Origin of the sequence: Streptomyces sp. NPDC059256, assembly GCF_042753785.1 — a bacterium.
GTDB lineage: Bacteria > Actinomycetota > Actinomycetes > Streptomycetales > Streptomycetaceae > Streptomyces.
Map to the genome: position 1 here is coordinate 107,462 of NZ_JBHYZO010000010.1, position 24,541 is coordinate 132,002.

General features: G+C 68.2%; 20 protein-coding genes. 10 read left to right on the forward strand and 10 right to left on the reverse strand.

From position 1 onward, the window contains the following. Window positions 1-181: 181 nt before the first annotated feature. On the forward strand, window positions 182-880 hold the full coding sequence (locus ACFXJL_RS22150; protein WP_384694925.1) for an NAD(P)-dependent oxidoreductase: 699 nt from the start codon (window positions 182-184) through the stop codon (window positions 878-880). A gap of 74 nt (window positions 881-954) precedes the next feature. Here the strand turns inward: ACFXJL_RS22150 and ACFXJL_RS22155 are convergent, their stop codons facing one another. Further along, on the reverse strand, window positions 955-1,575 hold the full coding sequence (locus ACFXJL_RS22155) for a TetR/AcrR family transcriptional regulator C-terminal domain-containing protein (protein WP_384694928.1): 621 nt from the start codon (window positions 1,573-1,575) through the stop codon (window positions 955-957). A 250-nt stretch (window positions 1,576-1,825) separates the two neighbouring features. Here ACFXJL_RS22155 and ACFXJL_RS22160 point away from each other — a divergent pair, with 250 nt between their 5' ends. Both ACFXJL_RS22160 and ACFXJL_RS22165 read left to right on the forward strand, forming a co-directional pair. Next, a complete protein-coding gene (locus tag ACFXJL_RS22160) occupies window positions 1,826-2,182 on the forward strand; it encodes a PadR family transcriptional regulator (RefSeq protein ID WP_358879610.1) in 357 nt (118 codons plus the stop codon). Further along, window positions 2,179-2,793 carry an HAAS signaling domain-containing protein gene (locus tag ACFXJL_RS22165; protein ID WP_384638290.1) on the forward strand — a complete coding sequence of 205 codons (615 nt, stop codon included), beginning with the start codon at window positions 2,179-2,181 and terminating at the stop codon, window positions 2,791-2,793. Before ACFXJL_RS22160 ends, ACFXJL_RS22165 begins: the two co-directional genes overlap by 4 nt. A gap of 125 nt (window positions 2,794-2,918) precedes the next feature. On the opposite strand, the gene ACFXJL_RS22170 is transcribed toward ACFXJL_RS22165, so the two are convergent. Then, the gene (locus ACFXJL_RS22170; RefSeq protein WP_384694932.1) at window positions 2,919-4,160 is read right to left on the reverse strand and encodes an MFS transporter; all 1,242 of its coding nucleotides are present in this window, start codon (window positions 4,158-4,160) and stop codon (window positions 2,919-2,921) included. 187 nt (window positions 4,161-4,347) lie between these two features. Here ACFXJL_RS22170 and ACFXJL_RS22175 point away from each other — a divergent pair, with 187 nt between their 5' ends. Continuing rightward, complete coding sequence (locus ACFXJL_RS22175) at window positions 4,348-5,259, forward strand: LysR family transcriptional regulator (RefSeq protein WP_384638284.1); 912 nt, start codon at window positions 4,348-4,350, stop codon at window positions 5,257-5,259. A gap of 187 nt (window positions 5,260-5,446) precedes the next feature. On the opposite strand, the gene ACFXJL_RS22180 is transcribed toward ACFXJL_RS22175, so the two are convergent. From ACFXJL_RS22180 to ACFXJL_RS22200, 5 genes are all read right to left on the reverse strand, one after another. Further along, window positions 5,447-8,998, reverse strand: a complete 3,552-nt coding sequence (locus ACFXJL_RS22180; RefSeq protein ID WP_384694935.1) for a SpaA isopeptide-forming pilin-related protein — start codon at window positions 8,996-8,998, stop codon at window positions 5,447-5,449. Between the two features lie 354 nt (window positions 8,999-9,352). Next, complete coding sequence (locus tag ACFXJL_RS22185; protein WP_384694938.1) at window positions 9,353-12,730, reverse strand: S8 family serine peptidase; 3,378 nt, start codon at window positions 12,728-12,730, stop codon at window positions 9,353-9,355. Window positions 12,731-13,039: 309 nt separating this feature from the next. Next, complete coding sequence (locus tag ACFXJL_RS22190) at window positions 13,040-14,014, reverse strand: DUF4184 family protein (RefSeq protein WP_384694941.1); 975 nt, start codon at window positions 14,012-14,014, stop codon at window positions 13,040-13,042. A gap of 264 nt (window positions 14,015-14,278) precedes the next feature. Then, a complete protein-coding gene (locus tag ACFXJL_RS22195; RefSeq protein ID WP_384694944.1) occupies window positions 14,279-15,157 on the reverse strand; it encodes a hypothetical protein in 879 nt (292 codons plus the stop codon). Continuing rightward, on the reverse strand, window positions 15,154-15,492 hold the full coding sequence (locus ACFXJL_RS22200) for a PadR family transcriptional regulator (protein WP_384638266.1): 339 nt from the start codon (window positions 15,490-15,492) through the stop codon (window positions 15,154-15,156). Before ACFXJL_RS22200 ends, ACFXJL_RS22195 begins: the two co-directional genes overlap by 4 nt. Window positions 15,493-15,651: 159 nt before the next feature. Here ACFXJL_RS22200 and ACFXJL_RS22205 point away from each other — a divergent pair, with 159 nt between their 5' ends. Genes ACFXJL_RS22205 through ACFXJL_RS22225 form a run of 5 tightly spaced genes read left to right on the forward strand, consistent with a single transcriptional unit; the run spans window position 15,652 to window position 20,297 of the window. Then, window positions 15,652-16,293, forward strand: a complete 642-nt coding sequence (locus ACFXJL_RS22205; RefSeq protein WP_384694947.1) for an RNA polymerase sigma factor — start codon at window positions 15,652-15,654, stop codon at window positions 16,291-16,293. Then, window positions 16,293-17,120: a zf-HC2 domain-containing protein gene (locus ACFXJL_RS22210; RefSeq protein ID WP_358879600.1), complete on the forward strand. Its 828-nt coding sequence runs from the start codon at window positions 16,293-16,295 to the stop codon at window positions 17,118-17,120. Before ACFXJL_RS22205 ends, ACFXJL_RS22210 begins: the two co-directional genes overlap by 1 nt. Beyond that, window positions 17,117-18,016: an ABC transporter ATP-binding protein gene (locus ACFXJL_RS22215; RefSeq protein ID WP_384694951.1), complete on the forward strand. Its 900-nt coding sequence runs from the start codon at window positions 17,117-17,119 to the stop codon at window positions 18,014-18,016. Before ACFXJL_RS22210 ends, ACFXJL_RS22215 begins: the two co-directional genes overlap by 4 nt. Further along, on the forward strand, window positions 18,013-19,599 hold the full coding sequence (locus ACFXJL_RS22220) for an ABC transporter permease (RefSeq protein WP_384694954.1): 1,587 nt from the start codon (window positions 18,013-18,015) through the stop codon (window positions 19,597-19,599). Before ACFXJL_RS22215 ends, ACFXJL_RS22220 begins: the two co-directional genes overlap by 4 nt. After that, the gene (locus tag ACFXJL_RS22225; RefSeq protein WP_384694957.1) at window positions 19,587-20,297 is read left to right on the forward strand and encodes a hypothetical protein; all 711 of its coding nucleotides are present in this window, start codon (window positions 19,587-19,589) and stop codon (window positions 20,295-20,297) included. The genes ACFXJL_RS22220 and ACFXJL_RS22225 overlap by 13 nt, the downstream gene beginning before the upstream one ends. A gap of 156 nt (window positions 20,298-20,453) precedes the next feature. Here ACFXJL_RS22225 and ACFXJL_RS22230 read toward each other — a convergent pair whose 3' ends face one another. Beyond that, window positions 20,454-21,050, reverse strand: a complete 597-nt coding sequence (locus tag ACFXJL_RS22230; RefSeq protein ID WP_384694960.1) for an HD domain-containing protein — start codon at window positions 21,048-21,050, stop codon at window positions 20,454-20,456. Window positions 21,051-21,263: 213 nt separating this feature from the next. Here ACFXJL_RS22230 and ACFXJL_RS22235 point away from each other — a divergent pair, with 213 nt between their 5' ends. After that, window positions 21,264-22,004, forward strand: coding sequence for an SDR family oxidoreductase (locus ACFXJL_RS22235; protein ID WP_384694962.1), 741 nt, complete (start codon window positions 21,264-21,266; stop codon window positions 22,002-22,004). Window positions 22,005-22,613: 609 nt separating this feature from the next. Here the strand turns inward: ACFXJL_RS22235 and ACFXJL_RS22240 are convergent. Further along, window positions 22,614-23,276, reverse strand: coding sequence for a response regulator transcription factor (locus ACFXJL_RS22240; protein WP_358879595.1), 663 nt, complete (start codon window positions 23,274-23,276; stop codon window positions 22,614-22,616). Continuing rightward, window positions 23,251-24,420: a sensor histidine kinase gene (locus ACFXJL_RS22245; RefSeq protein ID WP_384694966.1), complete on the reverse strand. Its 1,170-nt coding sequence runs from the start codon at window positions 24,418-24,420 to the stop codon at window positions 23,251-23,253. Before ACFXJL_RS22245 ends, ACFXJL_RS22240 begins: the two co-directional genes overlap by 26 nt. Between the last annotated feature and the right edge of the window lie 121 nt (window positions 24,421-24,541).

Genomic DNA, 24,541 nt, shown 5'->3' on the forward strand with positions numbered 1-24,541 from the left:
GCGGCGGAACACCCGGTGCGTGGACGGGAGGGTTCGCACGGTCCGCCTCCGCCCCACACCCTGGTGATCGGATCCGCGCCGGTCGGCTCCCTATCCCTTTGGGCACCCGCACGATCCCTATGGGCACCTGCACGGGCCCACACCCCTATCGAGCCGGCCGTGCGCCACACAGGAGGAACACATGAAGCTGGTCATCTTCGGCGCGAGCGGCCCTACGGGCCGGCTGGCTGTCGAACAGGCGATCACGGAAGGCCACGAGGTCACTGCGGTGACTCGGCGGCCCGATGCCTTCCCGCTCGATGACACCCGATTAGATGTGGTCAAGGCGGATGTCCTCGACCCTGATGGAGTGCACCGTGTGGTCGCCGGCCACGACGGAGTCATCTCCACCGTCGGTATTCCGTATACGAAGGAGCCGGTGACCGTCTACTCGGAAGGCACCGCCAACGTCATCAAGGCGATGGACGCGCATGGCATTCGTCGTCTGGTCTGCGTCAGCTCGATCGGAGCCAACTACGAGGACGCACCGGGTGAAGCGCTCGTCTTCCGCAAGGTCATCGTTCCGATCCTGCTCAGGATGGGCCGCCCCCTCTACGAGGACACGAGTCGGATGGAGGACATCGTCAGCGCCAGCGGCCTGGACTGGACGGTCGTCCGTCCTGCGGGTCTCTTTGACGCCACGACCGTGAGCGACTACACCGTCAGCACGCTTCGCCACCCCGGTTGGTTCACCTCGCGCAGGGACCTGGCTGACGTGCTGGTGCGCGAGGCGGTCGACAACCTCAACCCGAAGTCCCGAGTCGAGGTCATCACCACCGAGGGCGTTCCCAGCTACTTCCAGGTCTTCCTCAGGGAGGCCCTGCATATCGGCAAGAAGTGAGTCGGCGGCGGGATTGCTGACGACCAGATGGGTGGACGCGGTCGGGCACCGACCGCCGATGGGCGAGACGGGAGTCAGTCGTCTGCCGGCAGTTGTGATGCGAGGCCAGCAAGGACGAGCTTCACGCCCAGTCGGAAATTCGCCTCCCAATCCTCGTCGAGCGGATACTCATACGCCACAAGCGTGGGGTACTTGTCGCCCTCCGTCCGCAACTGCTCCTGTGCGGCGACCCGTTCGGCCTTCGACCACTGGAAGTTGGACTGGCTCGCCGCGGAGCCGAGCACATGGTTGTACAGCAGCCAGCAGACGGCTTGCGTCTGCTGTGCTCCGCAGCCGGCGCGTGACAGTGTGGCTTGGAGGAACTCCAGCCAGGTGAGGAAGTTCGGCCCGATCGAGGGTCGCTGACGCAGTGGTAGCGCGGCGGACCACGGGTGCCGCAGGAGCATGGACCGACACCCGGAGAGGAGGGCGACGACACTCTCCTGCCAGGTCTGCTCGCTCCCGTCGGGGAGTGGTGCCTCCGCGAAGATGGCATCGGTCGCCAGGTCGACGACGTCGTCCTTGGTGTCGATGTGCCAGTACAGAGTCGTGGCGCCGATGCCCATGCGCTCCGCGAGATGACGCATGGTCAGCCGCTCGATACCCTCTTCGTCCAGCAGGGCGATGGCCGCCTCGGTGATGCGCTCCCTGGTCAACGGGGGCTCCTGGCGCGGTGCAGATGGCCGGCGCAACCAGACGCTCTGCCCGGAACCCGAGCCCGTAAGACCGTTTCCCCGCGACTTGCCCACGTCGACGACCACCCACCTTTCCCGCCCATTGTATGGGGCGGCTCATGGCGCACGGTCGCTGTGACATCGGCCTTCCATGCCGCTACCGGCCCCAGACGGACTGCCCTTCGGGCCATCGTGCTGGCGGTTCCAGTCGGCGGCAGGTACCTTGTTGTGCATGGTACTGCCGGGTGGAGCGCGTTCCGGGGTGAGTCAACTCCGTCGTGGAGTCCTACAGTTCTGTGTTCTGGCGCTGCTGCGTGACGGCGAGCGGTACGCCTTCGAGCTGGTACGGGAGCTGTGCGACGCGCATGGGCTCGTGACCAGCGAAGGCACCATCTACCCACTGCTGTCACGACTCCGGAAGGAGGGATGGGTCAACTCGTCCTGGCGGGAGTCCGACTCGGGTCCGCCACGCCGCTACTACACCCTGACCGCAACCGGGCGACGGGCGCTGAGCGAGTTCGCCGGTGAGTGGGAACCCTTCAGAACTGCCGTGGACAACCTCTTGGACCGTGAGGAGGGTCACCAGTGACCTTGAGGCGAGATCAACTCGTAGACGACTATCTGCACCGCTTCGACAACGCTTCCGTCTTTCTCGCCGGCGATCGGCGCGCAGAGTTGCGGCAGGAGATCGTCGAGCACATAGACATCGGTCTGGAGGAGGCGGACGCCCAACACATCGAAGCGGTTCGCGGGGTCCTGGAACGACTGGGACCGCCCGCGGACATCGTGGCCGCCGAGCTGGCCGATCGAGGGTCCACCGGCTCGACCCCCGTGGTCACACCGACGGATCCCCCGGTCGAGGTGGCCGCGGAGGAACCGATCGAGCAGGCTGCTCGACAAGCACAGGACGACAAGGAGGGACCGCCCGCACCCGCGCCGGCTTCGGTCTCGCGAGGCAGAGTGTTCCTCCTGACCGGGCTGACCATCGCCGTACTCATGGCGGGCTTCGTGGTCTTCGGCCTTGCCATGGCAGAGAGCGGGCATCCCCAGGAATCACCCGCGTATCTGGAACCGGCCATCAGCTCATCCGAGGGTGCGCTTCCGAGTGAGTGGCCGTCGGACGGGGGCATCGAACCCACCTCGCCGCCCTTGGACGGGTTCTTCGAGCCCTCGGGCGCTGCCAGCGCCCCGACCTTCTGACCTGCGCAATGCCCAACGGCCCGTACCAGCCCTTCGCGGGCACGGTACGGGCCGTTGGGGTTGCTGCCGTCCCAAGGCCGGGGCGTCCAGTGCGGGTGTCCTCGCCGAATGGACCGGCTGGCGGATCAGCCTCGGATGCTCTGGCGTGCGGAGGTGGCCAGGGCCACGGACAGGGCGGCACCAATCGCCAGTACGCTCGCCAGACCGATCACGGCACTGCCGAGGCCGATGTGCTGGGTGGCGATGCTGAACAGGATCGAGGGCACACCCATGCCGATGTAGCCGATGACGAAGTACACCGAGAGCACACCGGCACGGGACGCGGGCTCGGCGACCGTCGCGCCGATCGTGACACCGCTCTTGAACAGCAGGCCCGCGCCGGCACCCGCGACGGAGACCGCGATGAGCAGGAGCCAGAGGGCCGGGTGGTAGAGCGACAGCGCGGTCAGGGTCAGACCGATGGGGAAGACGACCGCTCCGGTCCGCAAGGTACGGGGTAGGCCGAGCCGTCCGGCAGCGAGTTGGGCCAGCGCCGCGGACGCGAACATCAGGAACGGGGTGAGACCGGTGATCAGGTGGGAGTCGATGTGCAGCCGGTCATGGATCAGGGTCGCACCGAGCGAAGAGACAAAGCCGAGCAGTGCGAAGGAGACGAAGCCCATCGCCGCGGCAGCGACGAACACCCTCCGAGCGCCGGGCAGCAGGGCGAACCGGCTCGGGCGCTGCTCCTGGAGCTGCCGGTCGACGGTCTCGGGGCTGGACAGCACGAGCACCAGGGAGACGGCCATCGCAGCGGCGAACACGGCCTGTGTGGTGACCAAGGGCGACGGCGCCCACTGGGCCATGGCCCCGGCGACCAGCGGGCCGAGTGCCAGTCCACCGAGGTTCGCCGCGGTGGCGACGGTCGCGGGCAGGACGGAGAAGCGGCGCTCGGGGTGCGCCTCGCGGTACAGGTCGTGCAAATACGTCGTGGCGGTCGAGGCCATCAGCCCCACCCCGACGCCGTTCAGCACCCGTCCGGTCAGCAGACCAGGCAGGGTCGGCCATGCGATCAGTACGACGGCCGCGACCAGGCCGACGACCAGGGCCGGCACGATGATCCGGCGACGCCCGAACCGGTCGGACAGATGCCCCAGGGTCAAGAAGCTCACCGCGGCACCGGCGACCATGCCGGTGAACGCGATGGTCATTGTGGTCGTGCCGAAGCCGTCCCGTGCCGCGTACAGGGGCCACAGCGGTGTCGGCGCGGTGCCGAAGGCCATCAGCACCGTGAACGCCACGGCCGCGAACCAGAAGCCGCGATGGTGTGATGCGCGCGTCGCAAGGTCGGTGTCGGCCCTGGTGTGCTGGCCGGCGGCTGACGTCATGAACCTCGCCGTCGACGGCGCCGGGCCGGTTCTCGACGGTGCCGGTGAAGGTGACACGGACACACCCATCCACTCCTCGGTCGGTTGCGTACCGCCCATCGTCACGCCATCGATGGATCGAGTCCAACGATAGTTTCGGATGCATTCGATACGATTGAGAGATAGATCTTTAGAGAGGTGCGTCGTCATGGAACTGCGGCACCTGGAGTACTTCGCCGCCGTTGCGCAAGAGCTGAGCTTCACCCGTGCGTCGCGGAGGCTGCACGTCGCCCAGTCCGGCGTGTCCACCGCGATCCGCTCGCTGGAGCGGGAGCTGGGCGCCGCCCTGTTCGAGCGGACCTCGCAGAAGGTGACACTGACCACCGCAGGTCTCGCACTGCTCCCGGAAGCGCGCGCCACCCTGGACGCCGCGCAGGCGGCCCGCGATGCGGTCCGTGACTCCTACGGCAGCCTGAGCGGCACCGTCACCGTGGGCGTCATCATCGGGATCGGCCGGGTCGGCATCGATCTGCCACGGCTGTTGGGACGGCTCAACGCACAGCATCCGCAGGTCACCGTGAGACTACGGCTGGATCCGACAGGCTCCGCCGGTCTGACCCGGTCACTGCTCGCGGGCGAGCTGGACGCCGCCTTCCTGTCCTTCCCCGGCCGTGTGCCGGCCGGGGTGGCGGCCCGCGAGGTGCTGGCGGACCCCCTGCGCCTGCTCGTACCGACGGGGCATCCGCTGGCCCAGCGCAACGAAGTGTCACTGGGGGAGCTGGCGGAACAGCCCTTCATCGACTTCCCGCCCGGCTACGGCAACCGCGAGCTCGCCGACCAAGCCTTCCTCGCATCGGCGGTACAGCGACGCGTCACCCTGGAGGTGCCGGACTTCACCACCGCTGCGGCGTTCGTGCGCGAGGGGCTGGGCGTTGCGTTCGTGCCCCGGTTCGCGATCCCGGACGATCCCGGTCTGCGGACGTTGACGGTCGCGGACGCCCCGCTCCGGTGGAGCCTCTCCGTCGCCACCTCGGCGACCCGACGGCCCACCGCAGCTGTCCGCGCTCTGCTCGATCTGATCGACGCCCGGGTGGTGGACACCGACCAGTCGCCCACGTAAGCAACCCTGGGGGCAATACACCCGGCGTCCCCGTACCGCCTCCCACCCGGACTCTGTCAGTACGTGACGGGCGAACCCGATGCCAGGACGATCACAACGGTTCGGCCCGCGCTTCGGGGCGCGGGCCGAACGAGATGTCGTGCCCGGGCGGGACGGTTCGCAGCGGGCTTCCGCCTCCCGGGCGCGACTACTTGCCCTTGGGGGGTTCTCCTCTCTCATTGGCCACACTGACGAGAACGGTTTCGTCGGCATTGGCATCGGTGATCTCGAACGGACCGCTGACGGGGTTGCCAGGCAGTACGTAGCCCTCCGGGACAGCCGTCTCGCGCAGGTAGTACTCCCCGGTGGGAAGGTCGTCGAAGAGGCAGATGCCTTCGTCGTCGGTCGCACAGCCGTTGCCCACACGTGTGTCGGCCGGTGTGGAACCGGAGGCGCTGGTCTGGAGTCCATCGACGCCGTTGGTCTCGCGCCACAACTCGAAGACAGCGCCCGCCAGGGCCTCGTCGTTCTTGGCGTCGGTCTTGAGGACCTTGATGGTGCCGGTGACGGTGGCCTTGGTGTTCTCGGCGCTGACGGCAACCCCTTGACCGGCGTTCTCCTCCGTGAGGACGAGGGGCCCGAAGACGGGGTCGGCCGGGAGTTCGTAGCCCTCAGGTGCCTGTGTCTCCCGCCAGTAGTACGTGCCGACGCCGACGGTACGGGTGCACCCTCCGCTCGGGCCGGTCGTGCACACCGCGCCGACCTGGCTGTCGGGGACCGCACCGGTGGTCTGGAGACCGGGAACGCCGTTGGTCTCCGCCCACAACTCGAAGACCGCACCCGCCAGAGCAGTGCCGGAGTCCGCATCGGTCTTGGTCACGGAGACCGTACCCACGACCGGTGTCCTGGGAGTGATCACACCGGCACTGCAACTCGGTTCGCAACCGGGATCGTCGGTGCCGACGGCCGGGGTGACGGTGACCGTGTTCTCGATGTCGCCCGAGGCGTCCGCCGCCGTGGTGGCGGTGATGACGAAGGTGATCCGGCCTCCCGCCGCGATGTCCACCAAGGTGTCGATGGAGCCGGTGCCGGACGGATCGGTGCAGGCGCTCGCTGTCCCCTCGGACTCACACGTCCACGTGAAGTCCGTCAGCGTCGTCGGCTGCTCATCGACCACCCGGACGGCGTGCGCGTCCTGAGGACCCGCATTGGCGACCGTCACCGTGTACGTCAGCGTCTGGCCGGGTGTGTAAGTGGGGGAGTCGACGGTCTTGGTGACGCTCAGCCCGATGTCCGCGCAGCGGGTCGGATACAGCGTCTGCGGCTCGCGCGTCTCATGGATCCAGGCGCCTCCACCGTCGTAGATCAGGGTGTCGGCCGGTGTGTAGGTGTCGCCGACGGTGACCCGGGGCCCGCAGGGGCTGCCCCAGTCGTTGCTGCCGCGCTGGCCGACCTCCTGCTCGGTGGTGGTCCCCGCCGCCGGAGTGTCCCGGGCGTCGACGGCGACGTTTCCGCCGATCATGTCGTTCTCGGTGTTGCTGTCCTGCCCCGTTTCGGCGTTGGGGAAGGTGCGGATGGCGACTGAGTCCTTGGGGAAGACATTGCCCCGCACGAGGACGGTGTCCCGCATGACGCGCCAGGTGCCCTCCTTCTCACCGAGTTGGACCATCGGTCCCGTACCGGTGAAGACATTGCCGAGGACGTCGATGTCCGAGGACGAACGCGACTGCTGGTCCTCGGGGGTGTTGGGGAAGGTCGCCGGGTCCAGGTTCTCCAACGCCGTGCCCGCGCGAATCGCCGCCGAGTTGTCCTCCAGCGGGCTGAAGGAGATCTCGTTGTCCGTGACGACCACATGGTGCGCCGGTACCGCGTACACGACGTAGTACGCGGGACCCCCGCTCACGTGGTTGCGGAGGTAGTCGAGCGTGTTCCCGCCGTACGGGAAGAGGATGCCGGCGGGGTTGTCGGCCAGTTCGTTGTCGGTGAAGGTGATGTCGCTGCTGTTCTGGATGACGTCCAGTCCGTCGGCGCTCGCGGACGGGTTGATCGTCAGGTTCGCCACGCCCGCGTTGTCGGTGAAGGTGCTGTTCTGCACGGTCAGCCGAATGACGGACTCGGTGTACGTCGCCCACCAGTCGATGCCGCTGACGGTGGCCTCGGTGACCGTCACGTCCGTTGTCATGTCCCAGTAGAAGGCGTTCGCACCGCCGGTGAAGGTCGAGTTCTGGACCTTGATGTGGTCCGAGTAGTAGAAGCGGACGGCGGCGGAGCCCCGGCGCACATCGTCGGGGTTCTCGTACCCCTCGACGGTCACACCGCTGATCACCACGTCCGTGTTCTCGTAGCCCCCGATTCCGATGCCACCGCCGCCCGCCCCGCCGGCGACGAGCTTCATGGAGGTGCCGGTGACCCGGAAGCCCGAGTTGTTGGCGACGACGATGCCGGTCGCGACATCGGTGAAGGTGCCCCCGGTCACCACGGGACCGGCCAGCGGATGCCCGGACGTGCGGACCCAGACCTGTCTGACACCGGTGCGTAGGCCACTGATGTTCGGGTTGTCGATGGTCACCGATGTGGCGCGGGCCAGGTCGACACCGATGCCCACACTGTTCGCTGCGCCGGAGACGGTGACATCGGTGAGCTTCGCACCGGTCGTCGCCCCGAGGCTGATGCCGGTCGTGCCCACATCCGAGACCGTCACCCGGGTCAACTGGGGCCCGTCGCCGGTGGTGGCCGCGGCGGTGGCGATCCCATAGACATAGCCGGTGACCGAACTGTCGGTCATCACGACACCCGTGGAGCCGCCCAGGTTGATTCCGTACGAGCCGGCCAGCGACGTACCCGTGATGTGCACCTCGGTGAAGGACGCCCCGACCGTTCTGCCGGTGAGCACTCCCTGAAGGGTCGCCTCGATGTCCACATGGGAGAACTCGGGGCCGGTGCCGGTGGCGGCGGATGACATGAAGAAGCCTCGGGTGGCCCCCGTGATCTCCGTGTCGTGCACCACGACGGATGTGGAGTTGCCGGCGTTGATGCCGGTGGAGATGCCGTTGGCGGCGTTGTCACCATTGTCGAAGACGTAGTTCTCGACGGTTCTGCCGGTCGTCGGGGTACCGGAGAAGGTGATGCCGGTGAGCGTGGCCAGGTTCGCCGTGTTGGTGATGCGGATGCCGTCGAGCACGGTGTCGGCGGAGGTCGCGGCGACCGTCACCACCGTCTTGCTCGCCGCGGTCGGCTCGAAGGTGACACCGCTGGCGGTCAGCCCGCTGCCGGTGACCGAGAACAGCGCGGTGACCACCGAGTCCGAGGCGCTGGTGAGCGTCACCCGACGGGGCACGGTGATCGTCTTGGTGAACACATAGCTGTCGGGGACGATGTGGACGGTGTCCCCGACCACGGCCGCATTCATCGCCTGCTGCAAGGTGAGCAGCGTCGGGGGTTGGGTGGGGCCGACCCAGGCGATCAGGGCGTCGTCGGCGGGGTTGACGACGCGTCGGCTCACCGCGACCGAGCGGTGCGAGACCGGCCGGGGCACGGCATGTGACGCAGCCTTGGCACGTCCGCTGTCCGTGGGACGGGCGTGCTCACCCACGTTCTGGCCGGTGGAGTGGGTGTGGTCTATGTCCCCGACCACCACGGTCGGTCCGGTTGCTGACGATGCGGGAGCCATGGCTGTGGCTCCCCACATCCCCCAGACCAGCAGACAGATCAGCGCGGCCCGCACCGATCTGGCCGTGGCCGATGAGAATCTACGGTTCAAGGACGTCTCCAGGTCACTTCGGCGACCCCGTGGCAGGGGCGGCGCGATGACCCGAAACAAAGCAGACGGCCGCCACCTCCCACATCTGACGCGCCCGGGTGTAGGGCGACTGCCGCACGCGCGCTACCCGTCCGCGTGACGAGGCTGCGGACACGGCCGGCCACCACGGTGACCCGCGCATGCGACCTCGCCCCGGTCGTGAGTGCGCGTCCGCCGCCGCTCGTGTGGGAGCAGGCGGAGCCGAACGGGAGGGCTCCTGGTGCGGTGACGCGAGCCGCTCGTCGTGGGACGGTCCGTCAGAAGCTCGGTGATTCTGACGGACCGCCCTACCACCGTTGTCTTCGGGCGCTTATCTCAGCTGCCGAAGTAGGCGTCGAAGATTGAGACCGTGGACTTGTTGCCCTTCTTGTCGGTGACTTCGGCGTGGAAGGAGATGCCCTTGCCCTTGGCCGGGTTCCGCACGGACACCTTGCCCTTGGCGACGGTCAGCCTCTTCCAGCTCTTGCCGTGGTCGTACGACGCGTACACCGCGAGTGACGCGAGATTGCGCCCCTCGGCCGCACCTTGGACCTGAACCGAGACGGACTGGGTCCTTCGGGCAGGTGCCGTGCTGTCCAGGCCCAGGGCTGTGGCGAAGTGGACCGTGGAGGCGGGGAGCTGGGTACGAGCCGTAGTGCTCTTCGACGGGAACGACCAGCTGGCATCGACCCTGCTGGATGCCCGACCCACCTGTGCGCTGCGGGTCACGGATGTGGTGAGGCGATAGTTCCCCGGCTCGGCCGGCATGTTGAACATGGAAACCTTGCCGAATGGTGGGATCGCGTTCTCACCGATCTTGGTCGATCCCCGGTAGAGGGTCGTCTTCGCCGAGGTGAACTGCGATGACCCCGGATGCGACCGACCGTCGGCATGGACCGGCAGTCGGCCGTGGAGCAGGTCGCCTTCGCGGAACAGACCGTACTCATCGTCGATCCGAGGGCCGAAGATTCCCACGTTGAACGTCTTGACGTAGGTCTTGCCAGCCGTGAACTTCTGGGGCTCTGCGAGTGTGAACTCCACCTCGGGAGTGTCAGTCTCGTCGACCTGCTGGAACAGGAGATCCCATCGGACGCCGTCCGCCGTCGAGACGTACAACGTACGGGTGCCTGGCAGTGTCTTGGGAATGGCGATGGAGGTGGACGAGGGGAAATCCGACCCGGGCGCCCAACCGGTGGCCGCCACCGCGCCGCGCTTCTGCGGTGCGGAGGCTCCCGCCACGGGCTTGATCGTGGCGAACTCATGGGCACCGTATCGTTTGGTGAATCCCGTTGCGATGCGTTGCACATGACTGGATGCGATGGTGTGGTACGAGGTGGCGTCCGGTCTCACCCAGTGTCCGTCCCACTGCTGCCTCAGCGAACCGTCCGTGATCCGCGGGCCGAGATGGCCTCGGTAGAAGTGGTCATAGCTGTCAAGCAGCCACCCGAATCCATGGTACCGATCTTCAGTCACGATCACGTCGAAGCCCGGCCTCGCGAGGATCGAGCGGGCAGTTGGGTCCGGCACGGTGATGTCGACCCGTCGGGCGGTCCGCACATCGACGGTCACCGCGGTGTCTCCCGTGATGCTCAGTCTCGGCTGGCTGATCCAGTCGACTCGTTGATTCGCATCCCTCGGATCATAGAAGTCGGTGTTGAGGATGTAGGTCCCCGGCGGCACACGGACCTTGGTCGTGCCCGAGGGGTCGTACCCCGTCCAAACTCCCGTCCCTTGGGCCGGACCCTTGATGCCGATGATGTCATCGGAGTAGATCCGGGTGGTGCTGCCGTCGTGCCCGATGTGCTTGATGGTCAACTCATAGGACTCCTCTTCGCGCTCGACAGCCGCCGTCGTGCGTACGGTCTGACCACCTCCACTGGCGGTGACATGCGCGAAGTACGTGCCGTGAACGCCACCACCGTGTCTGGTGTCGGCCGTGAGGTCGACCGATGCGCTTCCTCCGGCCGGAACGGTCAGCCGTGAAGCCGACAGTGTGAAGAATCCGGCTGGGGCGGGACTGCCCTGGGGGTCGAGCCCCGTGGCCACCAGATCGAGGGTGATGTCTTCGGTGCCGAGATTGCGGTACGTCACGGCCTTGGTGATGGGGATGTCATCGGTGTGCGGCCACTGCACCTCCCCGAATCCCACTGACACCGGATCGGCGATCACTGTCTGGGACAGTGCCCGGTCCACTTGGATACGGCCACTGCCCTGCTCGAACGGCGTTCCCGAGACGCTTTTCGTCGACCCGGTCAGCGCCGCCTTCAGTTCGCGGTAGGTCCAGTTCGGATGGCGCTGCTTCAGGAGTGCGGCTGCGCCGGCGGCGTGCGGGGCGGCCATGGACGTACCGGAGATGGAGAGGTATCCGTCCGGGTTCTGGCCGGTGCTCTGCTCGATGACGCTGCCGGGTGCGGCTGCGGCCGTGATGTCGACCCCGGGTCCGGTCACATCCGGCTTGATCGCCCCATCGCCCAGCCGCGGTCCGGTGCTGGAGAAGCGCGCGAGCTTGTCGGCACTGTCCACTGCACCGACGGTGAGTGCCGCATCAGCGGTGCCCGGTGAATTGAGGGACTGTGTACCGCTGTTGCCCGCCGCGATGGCGAAGAGGACGCCCTTGGCCTCGGACACCTGGTTCACCTGTGCTTCCAAGGCGTCGATCCCGGCGCTGTCCCGGCCGCCCAGGCTGAGGTTGATGATGTCGGCGCCCTGTGAGACCGCCCAGTCGATCCCGGCGATGATGCTGGAATCGTCGCCCACGCCCTGGTCGTCGAGGACTTTGCCGCTCAGTAGGGTGGCCCCCGGCGCCACCCCCTTGTATAGGCCGCCCGCTGTGGCACCCGTACCCGCGGCGATGGACGCCACATGGGTTCCATGCCCATAGCGGTCCTTGGCGTCGGCGGACGTACTGAAGTTCTTCTCCGCGCTCACCTGGGTCTTGAGGTCCTGATGCGTGGTGTCGACACCGGTGTCCAGCACGGCGATCTTGACGCCCTTGCCGTCATAGCCGGCGGCCCATGCCGTGGGAGCACCGATCTGCGAGGTACTGGTCTTGAGCGTCGCCTGACGAACGGTGTCCAGCCATATCTGACGGATACCAGCGGCTGTGCTCCGCTGGCCGCGGACCGAGGTGTCGGTGAGCGCATTCCAGAGGTCGGACGCACCGCTGGGCGAAGCTGTGACGGCGTCCGCGTTCAGGGACTGGAGGGACCTACGAACATCGGTGTCGTCAGCCGAACGCACCTCGGCCTTGGTGCCGGTGGCCGCACCCCGGTAGGCCACGATCAGCCGCAGACCATTGCGATGGGCCGTGCGATAGGCGGGTTTGCCCAACTCGGTGATGTCGAAGAATCGCCGGTCAATCTGGCCGCTTTTCACCAGCGGTCGCGCGTCGACCGGTATGACCAGGGTGTGACCGTCGACGGTCCGGGTCTGTACGGGTATCCGCTCACGGCCCTTGGCCGGCTGGAAACCCACTGCCCGTCCCTCTGCGTCGACGAGGACCTGATCGCCGGTGATGAGGGTGATGCGGTGCTGGGATGCGAGGTCCGTGCTCTGGTCGGCGGGCTTCGCGGCGAGGCCCAGGGCGGAGTGGGGCAGGGCCCGTAAGGGCTCGGCGGCACCGTTTGCCCCGTCTGCTGAAGCGATGGTCGTCAAGCCCAGGGCAAGGGCCACGGAGGTCGCCATCGCCACGGTCACGGCGCACTGTCTTCTCATTCGTCTGCGCATATCTCTCCAGATGTCTAGAAAGCAGAAAGGCATCGATGAGACCAAGGGAGCGGGGAAGTGAGCGCACCTCGCCCCAAGGCGACGCAGTATGCCGAGGAAGGGAGTCGGGCTCAATGAAAGGACACATCTGGCTGACCGCCCCCAAGACGACCTCGTCCGCGATCTCGCGGCGCTCACGTATGCGAACTGCGGATTTCTGGCTATCACGCAATCAACAGGGGAAACGTGAGGGCGACAATGCGGAAGGACGAGGACTGCCATCCCCCGGTGATATCGATCGGGCCGTGATGCGAGGCATCAACTTGGCATGGTCTTCTCGGTGTCGCTGCCCCCGGGCACAGATGCCGTGGCGGGTCGTGCTTCGGTTCCAGCCCTCCGTGACGGGCGCAGCACTCGATGGAGATGCCAGGCGATTGCGTACAACACCAGGGCGGCTGCGAGGGAGGCTCCCGCACCCTTTGCGGCGTCGGACAGCATGCCTTCGGCGACCGTGTGCCAGGGTGCGGGCTCCGTCCGGGTGGGATAGGTGATCGAGGTCGCGCCATCGCCGAGTTCTGTCATGAGCGGACGGCTGGTGTCCACGATGGTCAACTGACGATGGGCGTCGATGCCTCGGCTGTGGGCGGCGGCGCCCAGGAGAGCGGCCCCTCCGAGAAACGCCGTCACGCTCCATCTGATCGCGGGAGTGAGCGCATGGGATCCGGCTGATCGCGGAGTGCGCCGATCAACTCGACGACGCCAGAGGTGAGCGCCGAGGACCGTCAGCCCGATCGCGGTGCTCAGGTGCTGGAGCAGCCGGGCAGGCGTCAGCCCGCCTGCCACCGGTTCCCGCAGAAACGCCACCTGGTCAACGACATATCCATCGAAGTGTGTGAAGGAGTCCCACACAAGATGTGTTGCGATACCGATCAGGGCGGACAGCAGGAGCCATGCCCCATAGTGGGCCCTCGCAACTGCGCTGTTCGGCAACGCGGGTGCCGGGCGTACCAGGCGCGCGGGAAGCAATCCGGTGACCGGTCCTCGTAGCAGCCAGTAGCCGGCGACCAGGACGAGCGTGCAGGGCAGTGTGACCGTCAGGACGCCGGTCAGCGAGTGGGACGTGGTGGCATTGAGGAAGGGGCCGTACCAGTCACCGGCGGCGACCGATATGCGCAGGGTCTGAAGGAAGTACGGGACGTCAGGTGCCATCGCGCCCATGACCAGGGCAACGGGTACGAAGGGGCGGCGCAGCAGCGGGAGGACCGCCGCCGGGTGGGACAGGGTGAACGGCACCTCGGGGCGCCCTTTCGCGTGGGTCGGAATGGTTGCGCACGGCCGCCGGCTCCATCGATTCGGCCGGGACGGTGAGTCCGGAACGGTGGCCGGATAGGGACACCGCATAGAACGCTCACGAGAGTATTCCGTTGAAGTGACTATGTCGAGGAGGGTTGGCCCGCACTCGGAGGAGGGTCGGCCCACGCCCCTGTGAACCGAGACCTGTCCATGTGATGACGACAGCCGCCCTTCGCGGAAGGGCGGCTGAGGGGACGGACCGGCTCAGGGGGAGCGGCGCGCTCGCGCGACGGTCGCAGTGATCACCACAGCGGCAGGGAACACCAGAACCATCGCGGCCACAGGTCGTAGGTCGTGCCAGGCCATGACATAGGCATGGGCGATGAAGGGTGGGGAGGCCACGGCCATGGCACCCAACGTGCACACGCCGGATGATTTCGCACGCAGGGCAAGCACGACTCCCGTCATGGTGAGGGCCAACAGTGGCCAGGCGCCGTAGTGCGTGCTCACGCCCTGGACGATCCGTGTCTCCACCACGGCCGCGGGCAGCCAAGCGGCCCATGCCATGGCTCCGGCCGCTGCCGATGCGCTTCCATCGGGGCGCAGGTCAGCGGGGCAGGCCAGCACCACGGCGACCGTGAGCAACGCCGCAAGTGGGACGATCACCCGATCCCCGAAGAGCCACTCCACCGACAGCGCGAGGCCGGCCGTTCCGCACAGCCCACACACCGCCGCTGCCACGCCCACGGCCCAGCGCCCGGTGAGGGCGACCATGGCGCCGATGCACACAAGGAGGGAGAACAGCAGGCTCAGCGCGCCGACGTGGTCCAGAGTTCGAATCGACAGCATCCACGGGGTCGGAGAGACAACGATCGAGGTGCACCAGCGCAACAATTGGCTGGCGGCACTCACCGCCGCGGCGGCCAGCGCGAACGGTGCGGCCGATGCGAGGAAACGCCCCAGCGGATCGGCCGACCTGAGCTGGAATCGAACCCGCACCGCGTGTGCTGCCAGATCGAGGCCCTCTCGCAGCCGCGCCCCGCGCGGCGCCCCCCTCGTCATCTCCCGGTAGGTGTCGGCGATCTCCGATCCGTACGCGGCCCGATAGCCGGAGGGATACAGCAACAGCAGCCGGTCGATCACCTCATCACCGGTGTGCCGTCGATCCCCAAGCGCCGTCTGGCCTCCCGTACGGCCGTGGCGAGCCGCTCGGTCTCCAGGGTCAGCCGCTCCCTGCCGTCGGGGGAGAGGGCGAAGACTCGCCGCGCCCTGCCGTCGACCACTTCCTCCTGGCGCACCTCGATCAGCCCCTCCGCGACCAGCCGGTCCAGTGCCCCGTAGAGCGCCCCGGTGCGTGGGGCGACTCGGCCGTCGGTGATGCCCTTGATCTCCTGGGCGATCGCGTACCCGTGTCGGGGTGCGTCGGCCAGGGCCGTCAGCACCAGCAGTGCCAGTTCCTGCATCGCCCGCTCAGTCATTCCCTCAGAGTATTCCGCTCAACGGAGCGACCGGAGAGCTGCGGCATGCCAACGCCGCCGGGCTGGGGGCAACGGCAAACACCCCGCCTACTCTCACTGAGTGACGCACGTCACTTCCGTTCTGCGAACCGATCCGGCCTCCGTTCCCGACGAGGAGATGTGAACGTCACAACGGGCGACCAACCCGACGACGCCGAGCTGCTCGCCGCGCTACGAGAGCGTGACCGGGCCGCATTCGAGGCGCTGTACCGCCGCTATGCGCCCTCGCTCACCGCGCGGTTGCAGTACCGGTGCGCCGACCCCGCCGAACTCGACGACATCGTCCAGGAGGCATTCCTCTCCATCTGGCGCCGCTGCACCGAGGGACGGCAGCCCGAGGTACAGGACTTCGCCGGGTGGCTCTGGCGGATCGCCGCCCGCCGCCTCGCCGATGCCGCCCGCACCCATGGCAGCCGCAGCCGGATACAGCGGGCACTCGACGCCTTCCGACGCTTCCCCACGCCCTCCGCCGAGGAGCAGGCTTTGGACTCGGGCGAGTTCGGACCGGTACGCGCGGCACTCGGCAGGCTTCCCCCGGATCTCCAGGACGTCCTCCAGGCCACCGTCCTCGACGGACTGACGACCCAACAGACCGCCCAGAAACTGCGACTCCCCACCGGAACCGTCAAGTCGAGAGCCCAGCGCGCCCGTAGACGACTCCGAGCGGAACTCGCGGAAGGAACAGAACTGCCAGGACCCGCGCAGCCACCGCCCCACCCTGACGAGGCCGTACCGCACCACCCAGCAGAGAGGCAGCGTTGATGGAACACCCCCCGACCTCCCATCCTCCCGGTGAGGCACTGCGCCACTACGCGCTCGGCACCCTCCCGCCGGATGCCCGACAACGCCTCGAACCCCACCTCCACCACTGCTCCTCCTGCCGCTCCCGACTGGCCCCCCTCGTCGACACCGCCACAGTGGAACGCAACTGGCAGGCCCTCGACCAGAGCCTCGACATCCCCGTCCCCGGCCCCTGGGAGCGGGCGCTCCTCGCCCTCGGCGTCCCCGACCACGCCGCACGACTGCTGACCGCAACCCCGGCGCTGCGGGCGACCTGGCTCCTCGGTACCTGTCTGACCCTGCTCTTCGCGGCACTGACCGCGCGGCTCGCCGAACCCGGAGGGCCGCCACTCATCTTCCTGACCGTTGCGCCACTGCTTCCCGCAGCCGGGATCGCCGGCACACTCGGCGGCCGTCTGGACCCCGGGTTCGAACTGGGCAGGATCTCGGCGCCCAGCGCCTTCCGTCTCGTCCTCCTGCGTACCGCAGTCGTCCTGGCCACCACCGCAGTCATGACCGCCGCCGCGTCACTCGCGCTCCCCGAACTCGGTCCGGCGGCCTTCGCCTGGCTGTTGCCGTCCTGTCTGCTGACCGTCACCAGTCTGCTGTTGCTGCCCCGCATGGGATCACTGCCCGCCGCGATCACCACCACGGTCGCCTGGCTGAGCGCAATGACCCTCACTCGACACTCCGGAGCCCTGTTCTCCCTCCCCGGGCAGTCGGCACTCGCCGTACTCCTCGTCCTCGCCCTGACCCTGCTGATCCTGCTACGCGCCGACTTCGACTTCGAGAAGGGCATCCGTCTGTGAAGCACCCATCACCCTCACCCATCGCCACCACCGCATCTCTTTCGACCAGCACATCCGTAACCGGGCTGACCGTCCGCTTCCGTGGGACGCTCGCTCTCGACGGAGTCTCCCTGACACTGTCCACCGGAGTCATCGGTCTCCTCGGTCCCAACGGCGCGGGCAAGACCACCCTGCTCCGCGTCCTCGCCACAGCCCTGGTCCCCGACCGGGGAGACGTTCGGATAGTCGGCAGAAATCCCCTGGTCCCCGCCGAACGGCAGGAGATCCGCCGCCGGCTCGGGTACCTGCCCCAGACGCCGGGGTTCCACCGGCACTTCACCGCCTTCGAGTTCGTCGACTACATCGCCATCCTCAAGGAACACACCGAACGGGTCAGACGTCATGACGAAGTCCGCCGGGTGCTGGCCGCCGTAGGACTGAGCGACGAGCGAGGCAAGAAGATGAAGTCGCTCTCCGGAGGCATGCGCCAGCGGGTCACCCTCGCCGCCGCACTCATCGGAGAACCGGAACTGCTCATCCTCGATGAGCCGACCGTGGGTCTCGACCCGGAGCAACGGCTTCGATTCCGCGATCTGATCTCCGAACTCGGCACTGACCGAACGGTACTGCTCTCCACCCACCAGACAGAGGACGTCACCGCACTCTGCCACCGCGTGGTGGTGATGGGAGGGGGACGCGTCCGCCGCGACGACACCCCGGAAGCGCTATGCGACATCGCCCGCGGCCGGGTCTGGATCAGCCGGGAGCGTGCCCCTGGCGCCATCGCCGGCTGGCGCACCCGTACCAACACCTACCGCAACATCGGCACCCCGCCACCCGAAGCCGAGTTGGCCGAACCCACCCTTGAGGACGCCTATCTGCTGCTGAACTCCACCTCGGACGGAGCGGCGGAATGACCGTGACCGAGCGAGCCCGCCCCACCACAACGCCGCTGACCGTCGTCTCGGCCTCCGTCCGTGCCCTCGCCTGGTTCGAGGCACGCCGACTGCTGCGCCACCCGGCCGTGTTGATATCGCTCGCCCTCTGCCTGATCGCCTGGGGCTACCCGACGGCCAGCGGGACCACCGAGTACCCGGTGCTCCACGACGAGGACCGACTCCTCCAACTGGAACTGCTGCTACCAGCCGCGGGAGTGCTTCTCGCCTCCCATCTCGCGGTGACACGCTCCGCACGCGAGGGCACCACCGCCTCGCTGGAGACGCTCGTCCTGACCTCCGCCCAGCGCACCGCGGCCCATCTATGGGCGCTGCTCCCCGTCGTGGTCGTGGTCGCGACCCTCGCGGGCATCCGGTTCGGCTGGCTCACCCTCCTGCCCGAGGCCGTGAGCAGTCCATCCGCGGCCGAACTCGCCACCGGACCCGCTCTCGTACTGATCACCGGGGTCCTCGGCGTACTCATCGGCACGATGACCCGTTCCCTGGCGGCAGGGCCGATCACCCTGGTCCTGCTGGGGCTGTCCGTCATGGGGGAATACATCTTTAAGTACACCGATTCCCCCTGGCGACGCTGGGGGCTGATCGCCTCCGACTCCGGGGCGCGCGGCACGCTGCCCACCGCGCTGCTGGACCGCCCGGCCGGGCTCCATCTGCTCTATCTCCTCCTGCTCACGGTCGTCCTTGCAGCAGCGGCGCTGCTGCGTTCCGGACAGCGCGGGCCGCTGGTACGCGGCATTGCGGTACTGGCACTCGTCGGGGCGCTCGCGGCGGGAGCGGCCCAACTGCGCCCTGCCCCCGCATCGGTGTCGACCGCGAACAAGCAGGCCGTGGAGGCCCCGGCAGTGCTCCACACCTGTGTCCGGAAGGGGGTGGTCACCTACTGTGCCTTCCCCGAGTTCATCGACCGGCACCAACAGTGGGCCCGGGTCACGGACGGCATGCTGCACCGCATTCCGGATCGCGCACGACCAGAACACCTCGCGGTACGACAGCGAGTCGAGGCCATCGTTCCCGAGAACGAGGTGTTCATGGAGATAGGGCCCGATCACTGGGCCGAGGACGATCGACGCGCGGGCACCCCCGGTGCGGTAACGGTCGGTACGGACTGGGGCAATGGCACCGATCAGGCCGACGACGATGTCAGTGGCTTCGTCACCGCGCTCGCCCGGCGCCTCATCGAGGGCCCCTCCGAAGACAAACCCGGCACGGTCTGCGGCAGCCGGGGCATCCTCACGCTCTGGCTCGCCGGCCAGGCGACCGAGGAGAGCGAGACCGCCATCCGCTCGACGAGGGGACGCCAGTTGGGTCTGACGGTCGACTTCGGCTCGTTCCTGGGATCGACCGCCGTGGAACAGAACGACGTCACCATTGCGCTGACCCTCCTGGACCGCCCCGCCGACAAGGTCGGGGCAGTGGTCAAACGGAACTGGGACCAGCTGACTCACCCCGCCACCACCACCGCTCAGGCAGCCCGCATCCTGGATGTCCCAGCGCCCGCTCCGGCCGGTTCCACCGAGAAGAGCATCACTTCATGCGCTCACTGACCCCGCGGGCCACATCGAACCACCACACCGCCTCGGTGCCGGTGCACCGCACCTTGCGGACCGTACGCCCACTGCTCCCGCATGAGCTCCGCGCGGCCAACACGGTACCCCTGCTGTTCGCCGTACTGCTGGGAACCCTGATCTGTGCCGCAGCCCCGGTGTTCCTACTGCCGTCCGATCCCAGCGGTGTGGTCGTGCTGCTGCGCTTCGCGACCGTCCTCGCCGGTCTGGGACTTGCATTCGTCCTGGACGATCCCGCGAGCGATATGACCGCTGCCTGCCCCTCCCCGTGCTGGCTGCGACGGCTGCTGAGGATCGTCGGCGGTCTGATGGCCCTGATCACCGCATGGTGGCTCGACATCGCACTGTTGACGATGGCACTGCCGGCTGATGCGCACGCCGGCCTGCCCCTCGTGGATCTGGCCGCCGAGTGTCTGATCATGGCACTGGTCACCGTGGCGTTCGCACTGGCCGGGTTGCGGTTCACCCGCGGGCTCGGTGGCGGACTGTTGGGCGGGGGCGCGGTGGCCCTTCTTGCGCTGGTGTTGGCCATGTTGCCGCCGGAGTTCGCCTTCTACGCGGATCCGGACGATCCCCGCGGTTGGGCGGAGTCCCTGCCGCGCTGGCGGGTCCTCGGGGCGGCGGCATTGGCCCTGACGGTCCTCCTCCTGCCGAGGCACCCCTCAGGCAAGCGGTGACACCCAACCCTCGAAGAAACAGCCCGCAGGGGCTGCGGCGGCCGATCCGCAACTGCGTGCTGCCCCCCGCACAACTTGATGCCGGCGCCCCCTCACACTGCGCAGTTCATCGCCACAGGGAGGCGGTCGGGCCCATCGGATCCGGCGCTGACGACTTCATATCAGCGCGTGCCCGTACCGTGCCCTCGCCGAGGTCAGGTCGGGTTCGCCGAACTGGGCACGCAGAACGCCGAATGCTTGAACCTTGTCCGCGCCGAACCTCTCCATCCGTGCGGCAAAGGAGTCCGCGGTGAGGAAGGTGGGAGGTGTCGTCTTGCTGTGGAACTTGTCCGCGTACATGACCAGTTGCTCTTCGACGGTTCCGGCCACGTAGTCGGCCTCGGGTATGTCGAGCTTCTGTTCCCGTATGTCGTGCCGGGTGAGGCCGACTCCCGTGTGGCAGGAGCAGAAGCGGCGCAGCGGCTCCGGGAAGCCCTCCTCGCGAAGGATCTCGTAACCGAGGACGCCGTGGCGGATGTAGTTGCGGTGATCGAGCCGACCGTCCTGGTCGTAGAGCCGGTAGACGCCGATGTCATGGAGCAGGGCGCCGACACGGACGAGGTCGCCGTCGATGGGGAGGGCGGTCCGTGCCACCAGCTGCGCGGCGAGGTCGCACACGATCTCGCAGTGGGTGAGCACAAGATCGAGTACTTCCTGCGACGGCGCGTACCGCTCGTGCAGCGCGCGTACCTCATTGACCGTGGGGAGAATCATTCCGGCAGGGTACGGCCTGACTCTCTGCCGGGACCGCCAACAACGACTCCCGCCGCCTGAAGCGCCGAGTCACACAACTGTGGCCGCGTAGCGCAACGCCCACCCGGGTAAGGGCCGCACCGCGGGCGCTGAGGTGGGGATCGACGCGGAGGCCATCTGAGTAGAGTGGCTGCCCGAGTCGATCATTCGTATGCCCAGCTCGGAGGGCCGGACATGGCGGAAAAGGGAGAGCGGCAGCGGGTGACCGTGGTCACCGGCGGCAGCCGGGGCATCGGCGCGGCGATCTGCCTGCGGCTGGCGGCCGAGGGACACGACGTCGCCATCGGCTACCGGTCGGACGCCGAGGCGGCCGAGGGCGTGGCCGAAGAAGTGCGCGCACTGGGCCGGGCGGCCGTCGCGGTCGCGGTCAACACCGCCGACGCCGCGGACGTGGACCGACTGTTCAACACCGCCGCCGCGCACCTGGGCCCGGTCACCGCACTGGTGAACAACGCCGGGGTGAGCGGTCCGGTCGGACCGCTGGCCAGCGCCGACCCGGAGGGGATGCGGCAGGCCCTGGAGGTCAACATCCTGGGATACCTGCTGTGTGCCCGCCGAGCCATCGGCGATATGACGATGGGCGGGGCGATCGTGAACATTTCCTCCGCCGCCGCGACTCTCGGCAGCCCCGGCACCTATGTCCACTACGCGGCGGCGAAGGCCGCCGTGGACGCCATGACGGTTGGGCTCTCCAAGGAGGTGGCGGCCGACGGCATCCGGGTCAACTGCGTCGCCCCCGGGACGATCTGGACCGATTTCCACGCCGACCCCCAGCGGCCCGCCAAGGTGGCGGCGATCGTCCCCATGGGCCGCGCCGGCCGGCCCGAGGAGATCGCCGGCGCGGTCGCCTGGCTGCTCTCGGACGACGCCTCCTACGCCACCGGCACGGTGATGAGGGTCGCCGGGGGGATGTGAGCATGGGCGGTTCCGCCGCTTCAAGGTAGTGAACGGCGCCAGGCCATTCGGTCGTACCAACGCGCCGCGCCATCCCACCCGATCTACGGTCGGCGTGAGTTCGGCGGCTCAGCTGATAGATCCCGGGCCCTCCGGGCAGCGCCCGGACTGCCGCTTCAGCCAGCGGCATGGGCTTCACAGCGTGGAGGGATCTTCGAGCTCGTGCCGGGTGCTGCGGCGGGCTGTGGAGCCGTAGTTGCTGTTCCCTTCGGAAGGGAGGGGCGCGACGGGCGGTGGAGTCATCAGCGCCTTAGAGGTGAGTGGTACAGGGGGAGCCGCAGAGTGCGGTGACTATGGCGAAGCTGACCACGGAGGCTCGTTGGGCGCGTATCGAGTCGTGATCATCGGGGGGTGGCCCTGGTGAGGTCTTTGATCCAGATCATCGAGATGTGCAGGTGGAGACTGACGAGTAGCTGTTGGGAGTCCTGTCGTATCGGGTGTCTCACCGTCCCAGTTCCGGCCTCCTGGTACGTCATGCTCCGGGGAGGGTGAGGCACGTGGAGCCGACGCGAGCCGATCGGTGCACTGAGGTCCGGGCGGAAACTCATGGGACGCGGCCCGGCACCCGGCTCAGGTCCGGGGGAGGATTCGGCGCGTTTCGTAGGCCCACATCGCGATCTCGACCCGGTTGCGGGCGCCGAGTTTGGCCATCAGGCTGGCCAGATGAGTCTTCACCGTGCTGAGGCTGATGTGCAGCTCATCGGCGATCTCGGTGTTGGTCAGCCCGCGAGCGACGGCGAGGAGCACCTGCTCCTCGCGGGCGGTGACCGGGGAGACCGGTTGGGCCGCGGGCCGGCCGGCGGGAAGCTCCGCGAAGGCTTGGAGCAGACGGACGGTGACGCTGGGGGCAATGAGCGCCTCACCGTCGGACGCCGACCGTACGGCCTGCGCCAGAAGGTCTGGTCCCGTGTCTTTGAGGAGGAATCCGCGGGCGCCTGCACGCAGCGCGCCGTAGACGTACTCGTCGAGGTCGAACGTGGTGATGACGACCACGGCCAGCGGGTCGGCGACGCCCGAGCCGGCGACCAACCGGGTGGCCTCCAGCCCGTCGATCACGGGCATGCGGATGTCGAACAGGCAGACGTCGGGGCGCAGTTCGCGGGCCAGACGTACCGATTCCTGTCCGTCGGCGGCCTCGCCGACCACCTCGATGCCGGGCTGGGCGTTCAGCATGATCCGCAGCCCGGTGCGGATGATGGCCTGGTCGTCAGCGACGAGGACGCGGATGGGCACTGCTCTCGGTCCTTCCTCTCGGTAGCTCGGCTTCGACATGCCAGCCCTGGTCGGCGCAGGGACCAGCTCGTAGTTTGCCGCCGAGCAGGGCAGCGCGCTCGCGTAGTCCGGCAAGTCCGTATCCGGCACGGCCTCGGCCGGTGCGTTGGCCGTTGTCGCGCACGCTCACCCGTACCGTGTGCCGTTCTGCGGAGACCCGGACGACGACCTCGGTCGCGTCGACCGCATGACGCATCGCGTTGGTCACCGACTCCTGCACGATGCGGTAGACGGCCGCGTCCACGGCCGGGGGCAGCGCGTCCAGCTCGCCGTCGAGTCCCAGGTCCACCCTGAGGCGGTCCCCCGGGGTCCGCACCAGGCGCTCCAGATCGGCGACGCCGGCGGGCGGCGCCAGTTCGGCGCCGACGCCGCGGTCCCGCAAAGTGGCGACCATGGCGCGCATCTCCTCCAGTGTGCGCGCCCCTTCCTCCTCGATCCCCTCCAGCGCCTCGACGGCGGCGGACGGGTCGGTGTCCGCGACCACCCGGCCCGCCTGGGCGATGATCACCATGGCCGACACATGGTGGGCCACCGTGTCGTGTAGTTCCCGGGCGAGTCGCTCGCGCTCGCGGGAGCGCACCTGCTCCCACTGCCGCTCGCGAGCGGCCACCCGGAACCGCACGGCGGCCCCGATCACTCCGGGCAGCAGCAGGAAGACGAAGGCCGCGACCTTCTCGACGACCGGGGTCCCGTCCGTGACGGTCGCCAGGGCGCAGGCCGCGAGGGCCACCGCGCCGCCGAGCACGATCTCCCGTCCCGATCCCCACCGGGTCAGCGCGTACACCAGCATGACCACGACAACGCCGCTGGTGAGGCCGACCTCGCGCCGTGCGGCGACGAGCGAGGCCACCTGAAGCAGGATCACCGAGCCGAACGCCAGCACGGCCATCGCCAGTGGGCGGGTCCGGCGCCACATGGGCAGCAGGCACAGCCATACGGCGAACACCACCGCCACCGGCCGCCACACGACGTTCTCGCGCAGGGCGGCCTCCAGCGCCACACCGCCCAGGCCCACGGCGAGCAGCGCCCAGTCCCGCCACACCCGGACGGGCGCGTCTGGCGGCCGGGGCTCGTTCCACAGGGTTCGCAGGTCGTCTCGGAGCACGGTTCTCAGCCTCAGGCACCACGCCGTGCTGCGCATCGGCCGAAAGGACGGGGCGTCACTCCACCCCGGGGCCGACGGAACCACGGCCCGCGAGCCGATGTGGCGGAGCGCCGTGGCGACG

Bases quoted from the DNA above. Each gene is read 5' to 3' on its own strand.
- ACFXJL_RS22175 (WP_384638284.1), top strand. From the start codon at position 4,348: ATGGAACTGCGGCACCTGGAGTACTTCGCCGCCGTTGCGCAAGAGCTG.
- ACFXJL_RS22235 (WP_384694962.1), top strand. From the start codon at position 21,264: ATGGCGGAAAAGGGAGAGCGGCAGCGGGTGACCGTGGTCACCGGCGGC.
- ACFXJL_RS22150 (WP_384694925.1), top strand. From the start codon at position 182: ATGAAGCTGGTCATCTTCGGCGCGAGCGGCCCTACGGGCCGGCTGGCT.
- ACFXJL_RS22225 (WP_384694957.1), top strand. From the start codon at position 19,587: ATGCGCTCACTGACCCCGCGGGCCACATCGAACCACCACACCGCCTCG.
- ACFXJL_RS22185 (WP_384694938.1), bottom strand. From the start codon at position 12,730: ATGAGAAGACAGTGCGCCGTGACCGTGGCGATGGCGACCTCCGTGGCC.
- ACFXJL_RS22160 (WP_358879610.1), top strand. From the start codon at position 1,826: ATGGTACTGCCGGGTGGAGCGCGTTCCGGGGTGAGTCAACTCCGTCGT.
- ACFXJL_RS22230 (WP_384694960.1), bottom strand. From the start codon at position 21,050: ATGATTCTCCCCACGGTCAATGAGGTACGCGCGCTGCACGAGCGGTAC.
- ACFXJL_RS22220 (WP_384694954.1), top strand. From the start codon at position 18,013: ATGACCGTGACCGAGCGAGCCCGCCCCACCACAACGCCGCTGACCGTC.
- ACFXJL_RS22200 (WP_384638266.1), bottom strand. From the start codon at position 15,492: ATGACTGAGCGGGCGATGCAGGAACTGGCACTGCTGGTGCTGACGGCC.
- ACFXJL_RS22170 (WP_384694932.1), bottom strand. From the start codon at position 4,160: ATGACGTCAGCCGCCGGCCAGCACACCAGGGCCGACACCGACCTTGCG.
- ACFXJL_RS22210 (WP_358879600.1), top strand. From the start codon at position 16,293: ATGGAACACCCCCCGACCTCCCATCCTCCCGGTGAGGCACTGCGCCAC.